Below are 16,055 nucleotides of genomic sequence, written 5' to 3' on the forward strand. Positions count from 1 at the left end.
GCGATGGCACTCGCACTGAGCAAGGAAAACCTCGCCAACACCTCGGAGAAGGCCGGGGCGTGGTTCGACCGCATCCAGAGCCTGCAGATCACCCGCCGGCTCGGCCTGATGGCGATGGTCGCCATTGCCGTGGCGGCCGGACTCGCGGTGTTCTTCTGGTCGCAGAAGCCGGCCTACACGCCGCTCTATACCGGCCTGGACGAGAAGGCCACGGCCGAGGCCACCGACCTGCTGCGCACCGCCAAGATCCCGTTCAAGATCGACCCGGCCACCGGTGCGATCACCGTGCCCGAGGCCAACCTGCACGACGCGCGGCTCAAGCTCGCTGGTTCCGGCCTGACCGACAGCGGCAGGCTCGGCTTCGAGCTGATGGAAAAGGATCCCGGCTTCGGCGTCAGCCAGTTCGTCGAGAACGCGCGCTACCAACACGCGCTCGAAACCGAACTGGTGCGCACCATCACCACGCTGCGCCCGGTCCGCGACGCGCGCGTGCACCTCGCGATCCCAAAGCCGAGCGCCTTCACCCGCCAGCGCGACGTCGCCAGCGCCTCGGTGGTGCTGGAACTGCGCGGCGGCCAGACCCTGGAACGCAACCAGGTCGATGCGATCGTGCACCTGGTCGCCTCCTCCATCCCCGATCTCGCGCCGGAACGCGTCACCGTGGTCGACCAGAGCGGCCGCATGCTCACCATCGCCGATCCCAACAGCGACGCGGCGATGAACGCGGCGCAGTTCGAGCAGGTGCGCCGCCAGGAGCAGTCCTACGGCCAGCGCATCCGCGAACTGCTCGAACCGATGACCGGCCCCGGCCGCGTCAATCCGGAAGTGAACGTGGACATGGACTTCTCGGTGGTCGAGGAAGCGCGCGAGCTGTACAACGGCGAGCCGCCGAAGCTGCGCAGCGAACAGGTCAGCGAGAACAGCTCCAACGTGCCCGGCCCGCAGGGCGTGCCCGGCGCCGCCAGCAACACCCCGCCCGGCCAGGCCGGCGCGCCGGCCCCGGCCAATGCCGGCAATGGCGCCGCTCCCGCCGCGGCGCAGGCGCAGCAGGCCGCCGCGGCCAATCCGACCGAGAGTTCTCGGAGCGCCACCCGCAACTACGAGCTGGACCGCACCCTGCAGCACACCCGCCAACCGGCCGGCCGCATCAAGCGCGTGTCGGTGGCGGTGCTGGTCGATCATGTGCCGCGGCCGGGCAGCGACGGCAAGATCACCGAACAGGCGCTGAGCGCGGCCGAGCTGACCCGGATCGAGGCCCTGGTGAAGCAGGCGGTGGGTTTCGACGCCGATCGCGGCGACACGGTGTCGGTGATGAACGCGCCGTTCGTGCGCGAGAAGCCCATGGCCGAGGAAGGCCCGGCCTGGTGGGAAGACCCGCGCGTGCAGAACTGGCTGCGCCTGGGCGTCGGCGCGCTGGTGGTGCTGGTGCTCGCCTTCGGCGTGCTGCGCCCCACCCTGCGCCAGCTGGCCGGCGCGATGCCGGCCCGGCGCAAGGACGAGGCGGACGGCCGCCGCGAACCACAGCTCGCCGACGTGCGCATGCTCGACGAGGACGGCGAAGGGTTGCTGTCGGGCTTGGCCGAGGACACCGCGCAGCTCGCCGCGGACAAGCGGAAGGAAGCCATCGCCCTGCCGTCGGATGCCTACGAGGACCGCCTGCGCCAGGCGCGCGAGGCGGTCAAGGCCGATTCCAAGCGCGTGGCCCAGGTCGTGAAGGGATGGGTGGCCAATGAAGCCTGACGCGCAGCCCCTGACCGGCGTGCAGCGCGCCGCCGTGCTGCTGCTCTCGCTCGGCGAGGCCGATGCGGCCGAGGTGCTCAAGCACATGGAACCCAAGGAGGTGCAGAAGATCGGCATCGCCATGGCGACCATGTCCGGGATCACCCGCGAGCAGGTCGAGCAGGTGATGGACGATTTCAACGGCGAACTCGCCGGCAAGACCTCGCTGGGCGTGGGCGCCGACGACTACATCCGCAACGTGCTGATCCAGGCGCTCGGCGCCGAGAAGGCCAGCGGCCTGATCGACCGCATCCTGCTCGGGCGCAACACCACCGGCCTGGACACGCTCAAGTGGATGGACCCGCGCGCGGTGGCCGACCTCGTGCGCAACGAGCACCCGCAGATCATCGCCATCGTGATGGCGCACCTGGACAGCGACCAGGCCGCCGAAGCGCTGAAGCTGCTGCCCGAGCGCACCCGCGCCGACGTGCTGCTGCGCATCGCCACGCTCGACGGCATCCCGCCCAATGCGCTGAGCGAGCTCAACGAGATCATGGAGCGCCAGTTCGCCGGCAACCAGAACCTCAAGTCCTCGACCATCGGCGGAGTGAAGTGCGCCGCGAACATCCTCAACTTCCTGGAATCCGGCCAGGACCAGGGCGTGTTGCAGGCGATCGGCAAGGTCGATGCCGAACTCGCCGGCAAGATCCAGGACCAGATGTTCGTGTTCGACAACCTGGTTGACCTGGACGACCGCGCGATCCAGACGCTGCTGCGCGAGGTGTCCGGCGACAAGCTCGGGCTGGCCTTGCGCGGCGCCGACGCCCGTGTCCGCGACAAGATCACCCGCAACATGTCCCAGCGCGCCGCCGAGATCCTGCTCGAGGACATGGAGGCGCGCGGGCCGGTGCGGCTGTCCGACGTCGAGGCCGCGCAGAAGGAAATCCTCACCATCGTCCGCCGCCTGGCCGACGAAGGCGCGATCTCGCTCGCCGGCGGCAGCGCGGAGGCGATGATATGAGCAACGTCGTGCGCTGGATCGCACCGGACCTGGCGTTGCCGCCGCAGCCGGCGGAACCGGACATCGCGCCGGACCCGTTCGAGGAAGCGCCGCCGCCGCGCCCGCCGACGCTGGAGGAGATCCAGGCGATCCAGGACGCGGCGCACCAGGAGGGCTTCGAGCGCGGCCATGTCGAAGGCTATGCGCAGGGCCAGGCGGAGGTGCGCCGGCTGACCGCGCAGATCGAGGGCATTCTCGACAACTTCAGCCGTCCCCTCGCCCGCCTGGAGAACGAAGTGGTCGGCGCATTGGGCGAACTGGCCGTGCGCATCGCCGGCGTGCTGGTCGGCCGCGCCTACGAGGCCGATCCCGTATTGCTGTCGGACCTGGTCAGCGAAGCCATCGATGCGGTCGGCGGCGCCAGCCGCGAGGTCGAGGTGCGCCTGCACCCGGACGACATCGCCGCGCTCACGCCGCTGCTGTCGCTGGTGTCGGGCGCACGCCTGGCACCGGACATGGGCCTGAGCCGCGGCGACCTGCGCGTGCACGCCGAGACCGTGCGCATCGACGGCACGCTCGACGCGCGCCTGCGCGCCGCGCTGGAAACGGTACTGCGCAAGTCGGGGGCCAGGGTATGAAAAAGACAACCCACGCCGAGCTTGTCCCTTCTCCCGCCTGCGGGGGAAGGTGCCCGGAGGGCGGATGGGCGCATGCACCACACAACCGCCAATCCCCTCATCCAGCGCTGCGCGCCACCTTCTCCCGCGAGCGGGAGAAGGCAACGGCGATCTCCTTTCCGTCATTCCGATCGACCCTGTCCTCCCGCGTCCGCTCCGCTTCACCGCTCACGAAAGGTGCCACCCCATGAGCGCACTGATGGGCGCCACTCCCGCCGACTGGCTCGCCGCGCGCAACCTGCGCCTGGCGACCCGGCTGGGCAGCATCGGGCTGGACCACGCGCACGGGCGCGGCCTGATCCGCGAAGGCATCCTGCGCCGCGCGGTCGGCCTGACGCTGGAGGCGATCGGTTGCGAAGCGCCGATGGGCGCGACCTGCAAGGTCGAGGTCGTGGACGGTGGCTGGGTCGAGGCCGAAGTGGTCGGCTTCGCCGGCGACCGCACCTACCTGATGCCCAGCGCCGAACTGCACGGCCTGCTGCCCAATGCCCGCGTGGTGCCGGCGCGCCAGCGCGGCGGCGTCGAGGTCGGCGAGGCCCTGCTCGGGCGCGTGATCGACAGCGACGGCGTGCCGCTCGACGGCAAGGGCCCGATCCGCGGCGAAGGCAGCACCGGCATGGCCGGCGTCTCGATCAACCCGCTCTCGCGCGAGCCGATCACGCAGCCGCTCGACGTCGGCGTGCGCGCGATCAATGCGCTGCTGCCGATCGGTCGCGGCCAGCGCGTCGGCCTGTTCGCCGGCTCCGGCGTCGGCAAGTCGACACTGCTGGGCATGATGACCCGCTACACCGCCGCCGACGTGATCGTGGTCGGCCTGATCGGCGAGCGCGGCCGCGAAGTGCGCGACTTCGTCGAGACCACGCTCGGCGAGGAAGGCTTGCGCCGCGCCGTGGTGGTCGCCGCGCCGGCCGACCGGCCGCCGCTGGCGCGCCTGCACGGCGCCTACCGCGCCACGGCGATCGCCGAGTGGTTCCGCGACCAGGGCCTCAACGTGCTGCTGCTGATGGACTCGCTGACCCGCTTCGCCCAGGCCCAGCGCGAGATCGGCCTGTCGGTCGGCGAACCGCCGACCACGCGCGGCTATCCGCCGTCGGTGTTCGCCAAGCTGCCGGCGCTGGTCGAGCGCGCCGGCAACGGCGCCAAGGGCCGTGGTTCGATCACCGCCTTCTACACCGTGCTGACCGAGGGCGACGACCCGCAGGACCCGATCGCCGATGCCGCGCGCGCGATCCTCGACGGCCACATTCTGCTCTCGCGCCGGGTCGCCGACTCCGGCCTGTACCCGGCGATCGACGTGGAATCCTCGGTCAGCCGCGTGGTCCAGGACATCGCCGACGAGGCCTGGCGCGGCCGCATCCGCAAGCTCAAGCGGCTGGTCTCGGCCTACAGCGCCAACCGCGACCTGATCGCGATCGGCGCCTACCAGCGCGGCAACGATCCGGCCACCGACGAAGCGTTGCTGCGCTGGCCGGAGATCGTCGAGTTCCTGGGGCAGGACGTCGCGCGCGCCGCCGACCTGCCCCACAGCCTGGCTGCCTTGAAGCAACTGGTCGAACGTGAAGTCGCGTAACGAGGAAACACCGCCATGATGCAATCCCGCCGCATCGATCCGCTGCTGCGCCGCGCGCAGGAACACGAGGACGAGGTCGCCCGCGACCTGGCCGAGCGCCAGCGCGTGCTGGAGACCCACGTGGCGCGCCTGGAAGAGCTGCGCCGCTACGCCGAGGAATACGCCAACGGCCAGATGGCGGCGACCAGCGCCGCCGCCCTGTCCAACCGCCGCGCCTTCCTCGACCGCCTGGACAGCGCCGTGCAGCAGCAGATGCAGACCGTGGACCTCAACCGCAGCAAGGTCGAGGCCGAACGCGCCCGGCTGCTGCTGGCCAGCCGCGAGAAGCAGGTGCTGGAGCAGCTGGCCGCCAGCTACCGCGCGCAGGAAGCGCAGGCGATGGGGCGGCGCGAGCAGCGCGAACTGGACGACCTGGGCGCACGCCGTGCCCGCGCCGCCGCCCGCGACGGCGACAACGAAACCGGAGAAGGTCCATGAAGACCTTGCCGTTGGGAATCGCCGGGCTCGGGACGAGTTCCCTGCTCGGGAGCGATACCGGCCATAACGACGACGGCCGCGATTTCTCGGCCCTGCTGCAGTCGCCCGCGCCACCGCGGCAACCCCTGGCGCCACGGCCGCGCACGTTGCCCACGCCCGGCACGCCGCGCGATGCACAACAGGCCCGCGGCGAAACGGCCGGCACCGAGCGCGACGCTCCCTCCCGTCCCCGCACGGATGCGCGTCCGTCGCGCCCGGACGAACGCGGCCAGGAACCCAACCGCGCCGCTTCCGCCCGGGAGGACGCACGCACCGCCTCCCCTCGCCGGACCACCGAGCGCGCCCAGGATCCGCAGGCGCCGGCCGATGGCGAAGCGCCGGGCGACACCCGCCCCGATACGGACTCGCAAGCCGCGGACGCCCCCTGGCCACCGGCCGGGCTGGGCGGCCTGGAGAACCTGCTGGCGGCACCCCAGGCCGTGCAGCCCTCTCCGGCAGGTGCCATCGGCACGCCGCCGGGAGATGCCCAGGCGGCGGTCGTCCAGGCCACGGGCGCGCGGGCGCCCGCGTCGCCTGCGCTGCAGCCCGGCCCGGCCGTCGCTGTGCCCACTCCCGCGCACGGTGCGACAGTCGCGCCGGGCACCGGGGACTTCGCCGCCACGCTGGCGAATGCCGTTCCCGAGCTCGCGCCGGGCAAGCCGGATGCCGTGGTCGCTGGCCAGGCGAGCGGCGCCCAGGCGCCGGATGCCGGCACCTTGTTCACCCTGCATGCGCCGGCCGGCCACGCGGGCGTGGTCCGCGGCGAGGCGGCCGTGTTCGACGGTTCGCCCACTCCGGCGCCGCACCTGCACGAAGGCTTCGACGATGCGATCGGCACGCGCCTGAGCTGGCTGGCCGACCAGAAGATCGGCCATGCCCATATCAAGATCGCCCCGGACGACCTGGGCCCGGTCGAAGTCCGCCTGCAGCTCGACGGCGACAAGGTCCAGGCGAACTTCACCAGTGCCCACGCCGACGTGCGCCAGGCGCTGGAGCAGAGCATCCCGCGCCTGCGCGAGATGCTGGGGCAACACGGCTTCCAGCTCGCGCACGCCGATGTCGGCGGGCAGCAGTCGCAGGGGCGCCCGGCGGACGCACGCGGCGATGCCCTCCCCCATCCGGACGACATCGCGCTGGACGGCGTCGCCGGCACCGCGATCCCGGCGGCGACGCTGCGGCAGCACGGCTTGCTCGACGCCTACGCGTGACATGGAACCCGGTCCGGCGCGCATGCATCGGACCGGATTCCAGGCGGTCGCGCGCGCTACTGCGCCAGGTAGCTCTGGATCGTCGAGTAGACGTCCGAGAAGCGCGAGTAGTAGTCCGGATCGCTCTGCGCACTGCAATACGAATAGCCGCCGTATAGCCCGCCGCGCAGTTGGTAGTTGCCCGAGGCGGTAGTGAACAGGGCCGAGCCGGAGGAACCACCTTCAGTAGTGCCGTCGGTCCACACCACGCGGTACAGCGGCGACTTGCCATCGATCGAGGTGGACAGCCCGGTCACGCTGCCCAGCGAGTACTTCTTCACGTCGCCCGACGGATGGTGGATGCCCTCGATCGCGGTACCGGTGGCGGCGATCGCGGCGCTATTCCAGCCGGCGTAGAAGGCCCCGCTCGGCGGCGCGCTCTTGAGTTCCAGCAGCGCGGTGTCGCGGGTAGTGTTGGCATGCCGCAGGTAGGCGCCGCCCGACAGCGTCACCGCCGCCGAACTGACCGTGTTGCCGTTGCAGGTGGCCGCATCGTAGAACCAATAGGTCTGCAATGTATTGGCCACGGTCTGGGTGCTGATGCAATGCGCAGCGGTCCAGAACAGCGCCCGCTTAGGCGAGTTGCCGTTGTTGAGCAGGGTGCCGGTGCACAGGTAGGAACTGCCGCCTTGGGTGAACACCATCCGCGCCACCGCTTTGGCGGCATTGGTGAACCCGGTGCTGGGATTGCTGCGGCAGACCACGTCGTTCTGGCACGAATCGCTCTCGCCGATGGCGATGCGCAGCATGTCGCGCGTGCTGGCGGTCGGGCTGATGTCCAGGTGCGAGAGCTGCGGGATCTTCAGGCTGAAGTTCTCCGGGTATTGCCCGGCCGGCAGCTCGATCTCCACCAGCAAGGTCGCTCCGGCCACGGCCGGCGACCAGCCTGTCTCGTCGCCAGCGAAGCTGTCGCCGGACTGTTCGAACACTCGGCCATCATCACCGGCGAAGCGCAGCGTGACCAACTCGGGCCGCCCCGCGCCGGTGCCCTTGAGTTGCAGCGCCGCGCGCAGCGAGGCGGCGTTGGCCGAGGTGATCTTCAGCGTCGCCACCCGCGAACCGTCCGCGGCGATCTGCCAGTCGAGCTTGCCCAGCTCGACCGTGGGCTGGGCCACGGCGCGCGCAAAGCCGATCTGCAGCGGTTGGCCGTGCTTGACCTGCTGGATACGGCGCTGCTTGACCGCCGACAGTTCAGCGTTGGAAGGCGCAGCCAGGTTCACCGCTTGGGTGGCGATGATGCCGCGGGTCAGCGTGGTGGACTTCAGCTCGGCCGCGCCAAGCCGGGCGGCCTGGGGCGCGGTGGTGACCGGTTCGGTATTCATCTCCTGCGGTGCCGCCAGCGCGGTGCCGGACAGTGCGGAGAACAAAGCAAGGTAGAGCGCGTTCTTGCGATTCATTTTGATTCCTTCTCTGGGATTAACGGCATTCCCCCGCAGAGCGAGAGGCGGCGTCCGCCACGTCCGTGGCGTCCAGCGAAGCTATCCAAAGATCGAAGCTGAAGCTGTGCGGCTGATCCCGTTGCAAGTGCAATAAATGTCTCAGTGCGCCGCTCGTGGTTGCGACGTCCGGCATGATCGACGCCGCATCTGCACGAAGGCATCGGACGCGATCGGCACGTCCCTGAGAAAGCCTCACCGCGGCTTGCGCCGCGCCTGCAAAGACCCAAGAGACCGACCCAAGCGCTGCTCTTATCGCCTCTGCCCCTCCACACTCAACGCCAGCCCCACATACAGCAGCAAAAGATCGTCGATGTCGTCCAGGTCCAGCCCGGTGATCTCCTGGATCCGCTGCAGCCGGTAGTTGAGCGTGTTGCGATGGATGCGCAGCGCCTCGGCGGTGCGGGCCATGTTCTGGTTGTGGGCCAGCCAACTGCGCAGCGTCTTGATCAGCTGGCCGGACTTCTGGTCGCCATGCGCCAGCAGCTCGATCGGCTGGCGCAACTGCTCATGTTTCCACCCTGCATCCAGGTCGGCCAGCAATACCGGCAGGCTGAGGTCGTAGTAGGTGACCAGGTGCGTCTTCAGCTTGCGCGCCCGGGCGATTGCCAACACGTCGCGGGCGGTGCGGCAGGAAACGGCCACGCCCTCCAAGCCCGCCAGCGCGGCGCCCATGCCGAGTGAATAGCCTTGCGGCAGCAGCGGCGCGACGACCTTGTCCAGCGCAGCCAGCCGCGCCGCCGCGCGCGCGGCGCACTGCGCGCGCGTGCCCGAGGCATCGCATGGCTCCACCAGCGCCAGCTCCCGCGGTGAAGTGACGGCCAGCAACAGCCCCGGCCAGCGTGCGGACAACGCAGCCTGCACCGCCTGCAGGCTGGCGAGCTGCGCATCGGGCGCGGCCGGCCCGTCCTGCAGGCTGAGCACGGTGACGGCGTGTGGCGTGCCCAGGTCCACCTTCAACCGGGCGGCCCAGGCCTGCATGTGCCCGGCGGAGACGCCGGTCGGCCGCAGCAGCTGGAAGACGAATTCCTCGCGGTAGCGCAGCTGCTTCTGCAACTCGCCGGTCAACAGCGCCTGCTCCACGATCATTTCCGCGGTCACCCGCACCAACTCGGCGAAGTGCCGGATCTCGTCCGGGTCGCCGGTGATGCCGACGACGCCGCACACCTCGCCCCTGCCCCGCATCAGCAGGTTGATGCCCGGCTTGGTACCCCGCGCGTCGGCGCCCAACCCGTTGCCGATCTCCACGGCCTCGCCGCGGGCCAGCGCCTGCTGGGCGCCGGCGTGCAAGGTGCCCACGCGCTCGGGCGTACCGCTGGCGATGATGATCCCGCGCGCATCCATCACATTGATGTTGTAGGGGATGATCTTCATGGTGCGCGCCACGACTTCCTGCGCGATCTGCGGGTCGATGGTCATGCGCTCCCCTCCGGGGCGGGCTCCCGCACGGCCAGGCGGTCATCGTCGAAATGCACAATCATTAGCCGATGATGGCATGTTTATTTGTGCATGCGACCGATGGAGGCGCCGGCCATCCTCCCTATGATGGCCCGTGCCCGCCCCGCCATCCGGACCGGGCGGCACATTCTCTGGGAGGAGACCACCATGCACATCCGCGAGGAGGGTGTCGGCACGTCGCGGCCGGCCGACCCGGCAACGCTCGACGCGGCCTACGGGAAGATCACCCTGAGGCTGATCCCCTTCATCTTCGTCTGTTACCTGTTCAACTACCTGGACCGGGTCAACGTCGGTTTCGCCAAGTTGCAGATGCTCGACGCGCTGCAATGGAGCGAGACGGTGTACGGCCTGGGCGCGGGCATCTTCTTCATCGGCTACGTGCTCAGCGGCGTGCCGGCGAACCTGCTGCTGCACCGGCTCGGCGCGCGGAAGGTGATCGGCACGCTGATGGTGGCCTGGGGCGCGGCGTCGGCGGCGCTGATGTTCGTCAGCACGCCGCTCGAATTCTACGTGCTGCGCTTCGTCACCGGCGTGTTCGAGGCGGGTTTCTTTCCGGGCATCGTGCTGTACTTCACGCAGTGGTTCCCGTCCTCGCGGCGCGGCCGGGTAATGGGCCTGTTCATGTCGGCGATCCCGATCTCCGGCGTGCTCGGCAGCCCGCTCTCGGGCTGGATGATGGAGACCTTCGCCGGCCACCACGGCCTGGACGGCTGGCAGTGGATGTTCCTGCTGCAGGGCCTGCCCACGATGGCGCTGGGCGTGCTGGTCTACCTGCTGCTGAACGATGGCATCGAGAAGGCCAACTGGCTGCGCCCGGACGAGAAACGCCTGCTGCTGGCCGAACTCGCCGAGGACGAGCGCCAGCGCCGCCAGGCCACGCAATCGACCGATTCCTTCGCCAGCGTGCTGCGCAACGGCAGCGTGTGGATGCTGGGGCTGGTGTACTTCTGCATCCAGATGGGCGTGTACGCGATCAACTTCTGGCTGCCCACCATCGTCAAGTCGCTGGGCTTCCAGAGCCCGTTGGCGGTCGGCTGGGTGAGCGCCATCCCGTACTTCTGCGCATGCCTGTTCATGATCTGGGTGGGGCGTTCGGCCGATGCGCGCAAGGAACGGCGCTGGCACCTGAGCGGTCCGCTGCTGATGGGCCTGTGCGGGTTGATGCTCGCCACCCAGGCCGACGGCAATGCCGTGCTCGCCATCGTCGGCCTGTCCCTGGCCACCATGGGCGCGCTGTCGGGCCTGCCGATGTTCTGGCCGCTGCCTACCGCCTTCCTCGGCAGCGCGGCCGCCGCCGGCGGGCTGGCGCTGATCAACTCGCTGGGCCAGGTCGCCGGGTTCGTCAGCCCGTTCCTGGTGGGCTGGATCAAGGACGCCACCGGCGGCACCGACGTAGCGTTGTACATACTCTCGGCCGTATTGCTGCTGGGCGCATTGCTGGTGCTGCGCGTGCCGGCCAAGACCGTCAACCGTTGAACCACCGGGAGCGCCTGCCACCATGATCGATCCGACGCCACGGCATGCGACGCCCCAGCGCGTGCTGCTCGAGCGCATGTTCCGGGCCGCCATCGCCGCCGCCCAGCCGGCCCACTGCATTCCCGCCTACCTGCCGTCCCCGCCGAAGGGGCGGCTGGTGGTGATCGGCGCCGGCAAGGCCTCCGCGGCGATGGCCCAGGCGGTCGAAGCCCACTGGGACGGCCCGCTCGACGGGCTGGTGGTCACGCGCTACGGCTACGAGGTGCCGTGCGAGCGCATCGAGATCGTCCAGGCCGCGCATCCGGTGCCGGACGCGGCCGGCATGCAGGCCGCGCGGCGCATCAAGGCGCTGGTCGAGGGCCTGGGCGCCGACGACACCGTGCTGTGCCTGATCTCCGGCGGCGGCTCGGCGCTGCTGGCGTTGCCGCTCGAAGGCATCACGCTGGAGGACAAGCAGCGCATCAACCAGGACCTGCTGAAGTCCGGCGCCACCATCCGCGAGATGAACTGCGTGCGCCGCCACCTGTCCGCGATCAAGGGCGGACGCCTGGCCGCAGCCTGCCATCCGGCCAAGGTGGTGACGCTGATGATCTCCGACATCCCCGGCGACCACCCCGAGGACATCGCCTCCGGCCCCACCCTCGGCGATCCCACCACCTGCGCCGATGCGCTGGCGATCGTGCGCCGCTACGGCATCGCGCTGCCGCCGGTCGCCCTGGCCGCGCTGGAAAGCGGCGCCGGCGAATCGGTCAAGCCGGACGATCCGCGCCTGCACGGCCATCAATCGCACATCATCGCGACCCCGCAGCGAGCACTGGAAGCAGCGGCCGAGGTCGCCCGTCAAGCCGGCGTCACCCCTTACCTGTTGAGCGACAGCATCGAAGGCGAATCGCGCGAGGTCGGCAAGGTGCTGGCGGCCCTGGCCCGCCAGGTGCGACGCCACGGCCAGCCCATGGCCGCCCCCTGCGTGCTGATCAGCGGCGGTGAAACCACCGTCACCGTGCGCGGCCAGGGCCGTGGCGGCCGCAATGTGGAATTCTTGCTCTCGCTGGGCATCGCGCTCGATGGGCTGCCGGGCATCCATGCGCTGGCCGGCGACACCGACGGCGTGGACGGCCAGGAGGAAATCGCCGGCGCCTACCTGTCGCCGGACACCCTGGCCCGCGCCTGGGAGCTGGGCCTGCGTCCCAAGGAGCACCTGGACGCCAACGACGGCCACGGCTTCTTCGGCGCCCTGGGCGACGCCGTGGTCACCGGCCCCACGCTGACCAACGTCAACGATTTCCGCGCGATCCTGGTCGAAGGGCGCTGAGCGACGGCCATCCGCTCCTCGTCCGCCATACCCGCGGCGGCGGGCATGGCGACGCCGGAAACCCGACGCGCCGGCGCTGGCACGCGGATTGCATCCGCCACGGCAGACTGTTTCCGGAACCTGCACGTGGCCACTGCCGCCGACAAGAACAAGAAGACCGACGCCCAGGACAAGCCCAAAGGAAGCGGCAAGACCCTCGTGCTGGTCGCTGCGGCGGCTGTCGTCGCGGCCGCCGCGGCGGGCGGCGGCGCGTGGTTCTACGCCCAGCAGGACGGCAAGGCCGGCCAGGCCAAGGCCGCCGGGAAAGCCGCCGCGCTGCCGGCGCCCGCGCAGTACTTCCCGATGGATCCGCCGTTCGTGGTCAATCTCAACGGGCCGATCGACGGCCCGCGCTACCTGCAGGTCGAGATCCAGCTGATGACCCGCAATCCGGACCAGATGAAGTCCATCGTCGAGAACGCGCCGGCGATCCGTGCCCACCTGCTGATGCTGCTGTCGGGCGTGCAGTCCACCGAGATCGCCGACGTCGCGGGGCGGCTGAAGCTGCAGAAGGCCGCGCTGGCCGAGGCGCAGCGGGTGATGACCGCCGAGACCGGCAAGAAGTGCGTTGAAGACCTGCTGTTCACCAGCTTCGTGACCCAGTAATGAGCATCAACGACCTGCTTTCCCAGGACGAGATCGACGCCCTGCTGCACGGCGTCGATTCCGGCGCGGTCAGCACCGAGCCGGAGCCCGCCCCGGGCGAGGCCCGGCCGTACGACCTGTCCAGCCAGGACCGGATCATCCGCGGCCGCATGCCGACCCTGGAGATGGTCAACGAGCGCTTCGCGCGCCTGTGGCGGATCGGCCTGTTCAACCTGATCCGGCGTTCGGCCGACCTGTCGGTGCGCGGCATCGACCTGATCAAGTTCAACGAGTACATGCACTCGCTGTACGTGCCGACCAACCTCAACCTGATCCGCTTCAAGCCGCTGCGCGGCACCGGCCTGATCGTGTTCGAGCCGACCCTGGTGTTCACCGTGGTCGACAACTTCTTCGGCGGCGACGGCCGCTACCCCACCCGCATCGAGGGTCGCGAGTTCACCGCCACCGAAATGCGGGTGATCCAGTTGCTGCTCAAGCAGACCTTCGCCGACCTGAAGGAAGCCTGGGCCCCGGTGATGGACGTGGACTTCGAGTACATCAACTCGGAGATCAACCCGCACTTCGCCAACATCGTGACGCCGCGCGAGTACGTGGTGGTCTGCCGCTTCCACGTCGAGCTGGAAGGCGGCGGCGGCGAGATCCACGTCACCTTGCCCTACTCGATGCTGGAGCCGATCCGCGACGTGCTCGACGCCGGCATCCAGAGCGACCGCAACGACCGCGACGAGAGCTGGAACGTGTCGCTGCGCGAGCAGCTCGACATCGCCGAGGTCACCCTCTCCAGCGTGCTGGCCAGCAAGCGCATCAGCCTGCGCCAGCTCACCCGGCTGAAGGTCGGCGACATCCTGCCGATCGAGCTGCCCGCGCAGGTGCCGCTGTGCGTGGAGGACATCCCCGTGTTCACCGGCGAATTCGGCGTCGCCAACGGCAACAACGCCGTGAAGATCACCGCGGTGAAACCGCCCGCCGCCACTGCCCCGGCGCGTGCCGCCGTTCCACAGGACTCCCTGCCATGAACCATACCGAAGCGCCCGCGGCGCAGTTCGACAACCTCCAGGCCGAGCACGACCCGGCCGCGGCCGACCTCAACCTGGACGTGATCCTGGACGTGCCGGTGACGCTGTCGCTGGAAGTCGGCCGCGCGCGCATCCCGATCCGCAACCTGCTGCAGCTCAACCAGGGCTCGGTGGTGGAACTGGACCGCGGCGCCGGCGAGCCGCTGGACGTGTACGTCAACGGCACGCTCATCGCGCACGGCGAGGTGGTCGTCATCAACGACCGCTTCGGCATCCGCCTGACCGACGTGGTCAGCCCGAGCGAGCGCATCCGGAGGCTGCGGTGAGCGCATGGCTCCTGGCCACGGTGGCGACCGGCGCCCAGGCGGCGAAGGTCGGCAGCCAGGCGCCGTCCCCGCCCGGCGTGTTCGGCGCGGTGTTCGCGCTGCTGCTGGTGCTGGGCCTGATCGTCGGCCTCGGCTGGCTGCTCAAGCGCATGCCCGGTAGCGGCTTCCGTCCCGCCGCCGGCCTGAAGCTTGTCGCCAGCCTGCCGCTCGGCCCGAAGGAACGCGTGGTGGTCGTCGAGATCAACGGCGAGCAGTTGCTGCTGGGCGTCGCCGCGGGCGGCATCCGCACGTTGCACACCCTGCCCGAGCCGTTGCCGCAGGCCCCGGCCCCGGCGCTGCCGGACCTGAAACGCCTCCCCGATTTCGCGCGCCTGCTGTCGCAGAAGCTGCGCAAGGATTCCTGACATGCTGCTCCGCTGGAACCGTTGGAGGCGCAGCCTCAGGCTGGTGCTGATCCTGTTGGCGACGATGCTGGCGCCCGCCGCGATGGCGGCCCCGGCGGCCGTGCCGGCGATGGCGCAGGCCGCGGCGGCCGCTGCGCAGCCGGCCTCGGTAGAACCCGCGCCGGCGGCCGGCGCCAACCAGATACCTTCGCTGCCCAACGTCAACGTCGGGCGCATCGGTAACCAGCCGGTGAGCCTGCCGCTGCAGACGCTGCTGCTGATGACGGCGATCACCCTGCTGCCGTCGATGCTGCTGGTGCTGACCGCCTTCACCCGCATCACCATCGTGCTCGGCCTGCTGCGGCAGGCGCTGGGCACCGGCCAGACCCCGTCCAACCAGGTGCTGCTGGGCCTGGCGCTGTTCCTGACCGCGCTGGTGATGATGCCGGTGTGGCAGAAGATGTGGAGCGCCGGCCTGCAGCCCTACCTCGACGGCCGGATCGACTTCCAGACCGCCTGGACGCTGACCACCCAGCCGCTGCGCGCCTTCATGCTGGCGCAGGTGCGCGAGACCGACCTGATGACCTTCGCCGGCATGGCCGGCGACGGCAAGTACGCCGGCCCGGACGCGGTGCCGTTCCCGGTGCTGGTCGCCTCGTTCGTCACCAGCGAGCTGAAGACCGCCTTCGAGATCGGCTTCCTGATCTTCATCCCCTTCGTGATCATCGACCTGGTCGTGGCCAGCGTGCTGATGTCGATGGGCATGATGATGATGTCGCCGATGCTGGTGTCGGCCCCGTTCAAGATCCTGCTGTTCGTGCTGGTGGACGGCTGGGTGCTGGTGGTCGGCACGTTGGCGGCCAGTTTCAATGCGGTGTGAGGCCGCGGCCCCGGGCACGACCCGGTAGCTCGTCCTTCCCGGGTTTCCCATTCCGAGTCCCGAACCATGAGTCCCGAAATCGCTCTCACCGAGCTCCGCGGCGGGCTGGTAACCGTGCTGTGGATCGCCGGCCCGATCCTGCTCGCCATCCTGGTGGTCGGCATCGTCGTCGGCATCGTGCAGGCCGCGACCCAGCTCAACGAACCGACCATCGCCTTCGTCTCCAAGGCGGTCGCGCTGACGGTCCTGCTGTTCGCCACCGGCTCGATGCTGCTGGCGCACCTGGTCGAGTACACCACGATGCTGTTCCAGCGCATCCCGCATTTGATCGGGTAGCGGGATGGCAATGCCGCTATCGCGCGTTGATACCGTCGTCCCCGCGCAGGCGGGGACC

At 69.9% G+C, this 16,055-nt stretch carries 15 protein-coding genes and 1 pseudogene; 14 read left to right on the forward strand and 2 right to left on the reverse strand.

Annotated elements, in window-relative coordinates; all coding sequences use genetic code 11:
- Window positions 1–3: 3 nt before the first annotated feature.
- The 6 genes from fliF to FD678_RS08740 all read left to right on the forward strand — a co-directional run bounded on the left by fliF (window position 4) and on the right by FD678_RS08740 (window position 6,690).
- Entirely contained in the window at window positions 4–1,740 is a 1,737-nt protein-coding gene (fliF, locus tag FD678_RS08715) for a flagellar basal-body MS-ring/collar protein FliF (RefSeq protein WP_140721451.1), read from the forward strand.
- Window positions 1,730–2,740: a flagellar motor switch protein FliG gene (fliG, locus tag FD678_RS08720; RefSeq protein WP_218569584.1), complete on the forward strand. Its 1,011-nt coding sequence runs from the start codon at window positions 1,730–1,732 to the stop codon at window positions 2,738–2,740. Before fliF ends, fliG begins: the two co-directional genes overlap by 11 nt.
- Window positions 2,737–3,357: a FliH/SctL family protein gene (locus FD678_RS08725; RefSeq protein ID WP_140721454.1), complete on the forward strand. Its 621-nt coding sequence runs from the start codon at window positions 2,737–2,739 to the stop codon at window positions 3,355–3,357. Before fliG ends, FD678_RS08725 begins: the two co-directional genes overlap by 4 nt.
- 226 nt (window positions 3,358–3,583) lie before the next feature.
- On the forward strand, window positions 3,584–4,966 hold the full coding sequence (gene fliI, locus FD678_RS08730) for a flagellar protein export ATPase FliI (RefSeq protein WP_140721457.1): 1,383 nt from the start codon (window positions 3,584–3,586) through the stop codon (window positions 4,964–4,966).
- A gap of 15 nt (window positions 4,967–4,981) precedes the next feature.
- Window positions 4,982–5,443, forward strand: coding sequence for a flagellar export protein FliJ (fliJ, locus tag FD678_RS08735; protein ID WP_140721460.1), 462 nt, complete (start codon window positions 4,982–4,984; stop codon window positions 5,441–5,443).
- Window positions 5,440–6,690, forward strand: coding sequence for a flagellar hook-length control protein FliK (locus FD678_RS08740; protein ID WP_140721463.1), 1,251 nt, complete (start codon window positions 5,440–5,442; stop codon window positions 6,688–6,690). The genes fliJ and FD678_RS08740 overlap by 4 nt, the downstream gene beginning before the upstream one ends.
- A gap of 56 nt (window positions 6,691–6,746) precedes the next feature.
- On the opposite strand, the gene FD678_RS08745 is transcribed toward FD678_RS08740, so the two are convergent.
- Both FD678_RS08745 and FD678_RS08750 read right to left on the reverse strand, forming a co-directional pair.
- On the reverse strand, window positions 6,747–8,126 hold the full coding sequence (locus tag FD678_RS08745; RefSeq protein WP_140721466.1) for a trypsin-like serine peptidase: 1,380 nt from the start codon (window positions 8,124–8,126) through the stop codon (window positions 6,747–6,749).
- 291 nt (window positions 8,127–8,417) lie between these two features.
- A complete protein-coding gene (locus FD678_RS08750) occupies window positions 8,418–9,584 on the reverse strand; it encodes a sugar diacid recognition domain-containing protein (protein ID WP_140721469.1) in 1,167 nt (388 codons plus the stop codon).
- A 186-nt stretch (window positions 9,585–9,770) separates the two neighbouring features.
- Here FD678_RS08750 and FD678_RS08755 point away from each other — a divergent pair, with 186 nt between their 5' ends.
- From FD678_RS08755 to FD678_RS08790, 8 genes and pseudogenes are all read left to right on the forward strand, one after another.
- Window positions 9,771–11,099 carry an MFS transporter gene (locus FD678_RS08755; RefSeq protein ID WP_140721472.1) on the forward strand — a complete coding sequence of 443 codons (1,329 nt, stop codon included), beginning with the start codon at window positions 9,771–9,773 and terminating at the stop codon, window positions 11,097–11,099.
- Window positions 11,100–11,121: 22 nt separating this feature from the next.
- Entirely contained in the window at window positions 11,122–12,411 is a 1,290-nt protein-coding gene (locus FD678_RS08760) for a glycerate kinase type-2 family protein (protein ID WP_140721475.1), read from the forward strand.
- A gap of 126 nt (window positions 12,412–12,537) precedes the next feature.
- On the forward strand, window positions 12,538–13,056 hold the full coding sequence (locus FD678_RS08765) for a flagellar basal body-associated FliL family protein (RefSeq protein WP_218569585.1): 519 nt from the start codon (window positions 12,538–12,540) through the stop codon (window positions 13,054–13,056).
- Window positions 13,056–14,072, forward strand: a complete 1,017-nt coding sequence (gene fliM / locus FD678_RS08770; protein WP_140721482.1) for a flagellar motor switch protein FliM — start codon at window positions 13,056–13,058, stop codon at window positions 14,070–14,072. The genes FD678_RS08765 and fliM overlap by 1 nt, the downstream gene beginning before the upstream one ends.
- 71 nt (window positions 14,073–14,143) lie before the next feature.
- Window positions 14,144–14,398: pseudogene (gene fliN / locus FD678_RS08775) on the forward strand (flagellar motor switch protein FliN); the annotation flags it as partial.
- A complete protein-coding gene (fliO, locus tag FD678_RS08780; RefSeq protein WP_140721488.1) occupies window positions 14,395–14,802 on the forward strand; it encodes a flagellar biosynthetic protein FliO in 408 nt (135 codons plus the stop codon). The pseudogene fliN and the gene fliO, both read left to right, overlap by 4 nt.
- Window positions 14,803–14,866: 64 nt before the next feature.
- Window positions 14,867–15,661: a flagellar type III secretion system pore protein FliP gene (fliP, locus tag FD678_RS08785; protein ID WP_372237526.1), complete on the forward strand. Its 795-nt coding sequence runs from the start codon at window positions 14,867–14,869 to the stop codon at window positions 15,659–15,661.
- A 66-nt stretch (window positions 15,662–15,727) separates the two neighbouring features.
- Complete coding sequence (locus tag FD678_RS08790) at window positions 15,728–15,997, forward strand: flagellar biosynthetic protein FliQ (RefSeq protein ID WP_140721494.1); 270 nt, start codon at window positions 15,728–15,730, stop codon at window positions 15,995–15,997.
- Window positions 15,998–16,055 lie beyond the last annotated feature (58 nt).

The sequence above is a fragment of the Pseudomonas sp. Hp2 genome (genome assembly GCF_006386585.1).
Classification (GTDB): Bacteria; Pseudomonadota; Gammaproteobacteria; order Xanthomonadales; family Xanthomonadaceae; genus Pseudomonas_S; species Pseudomonas_S boreopolis.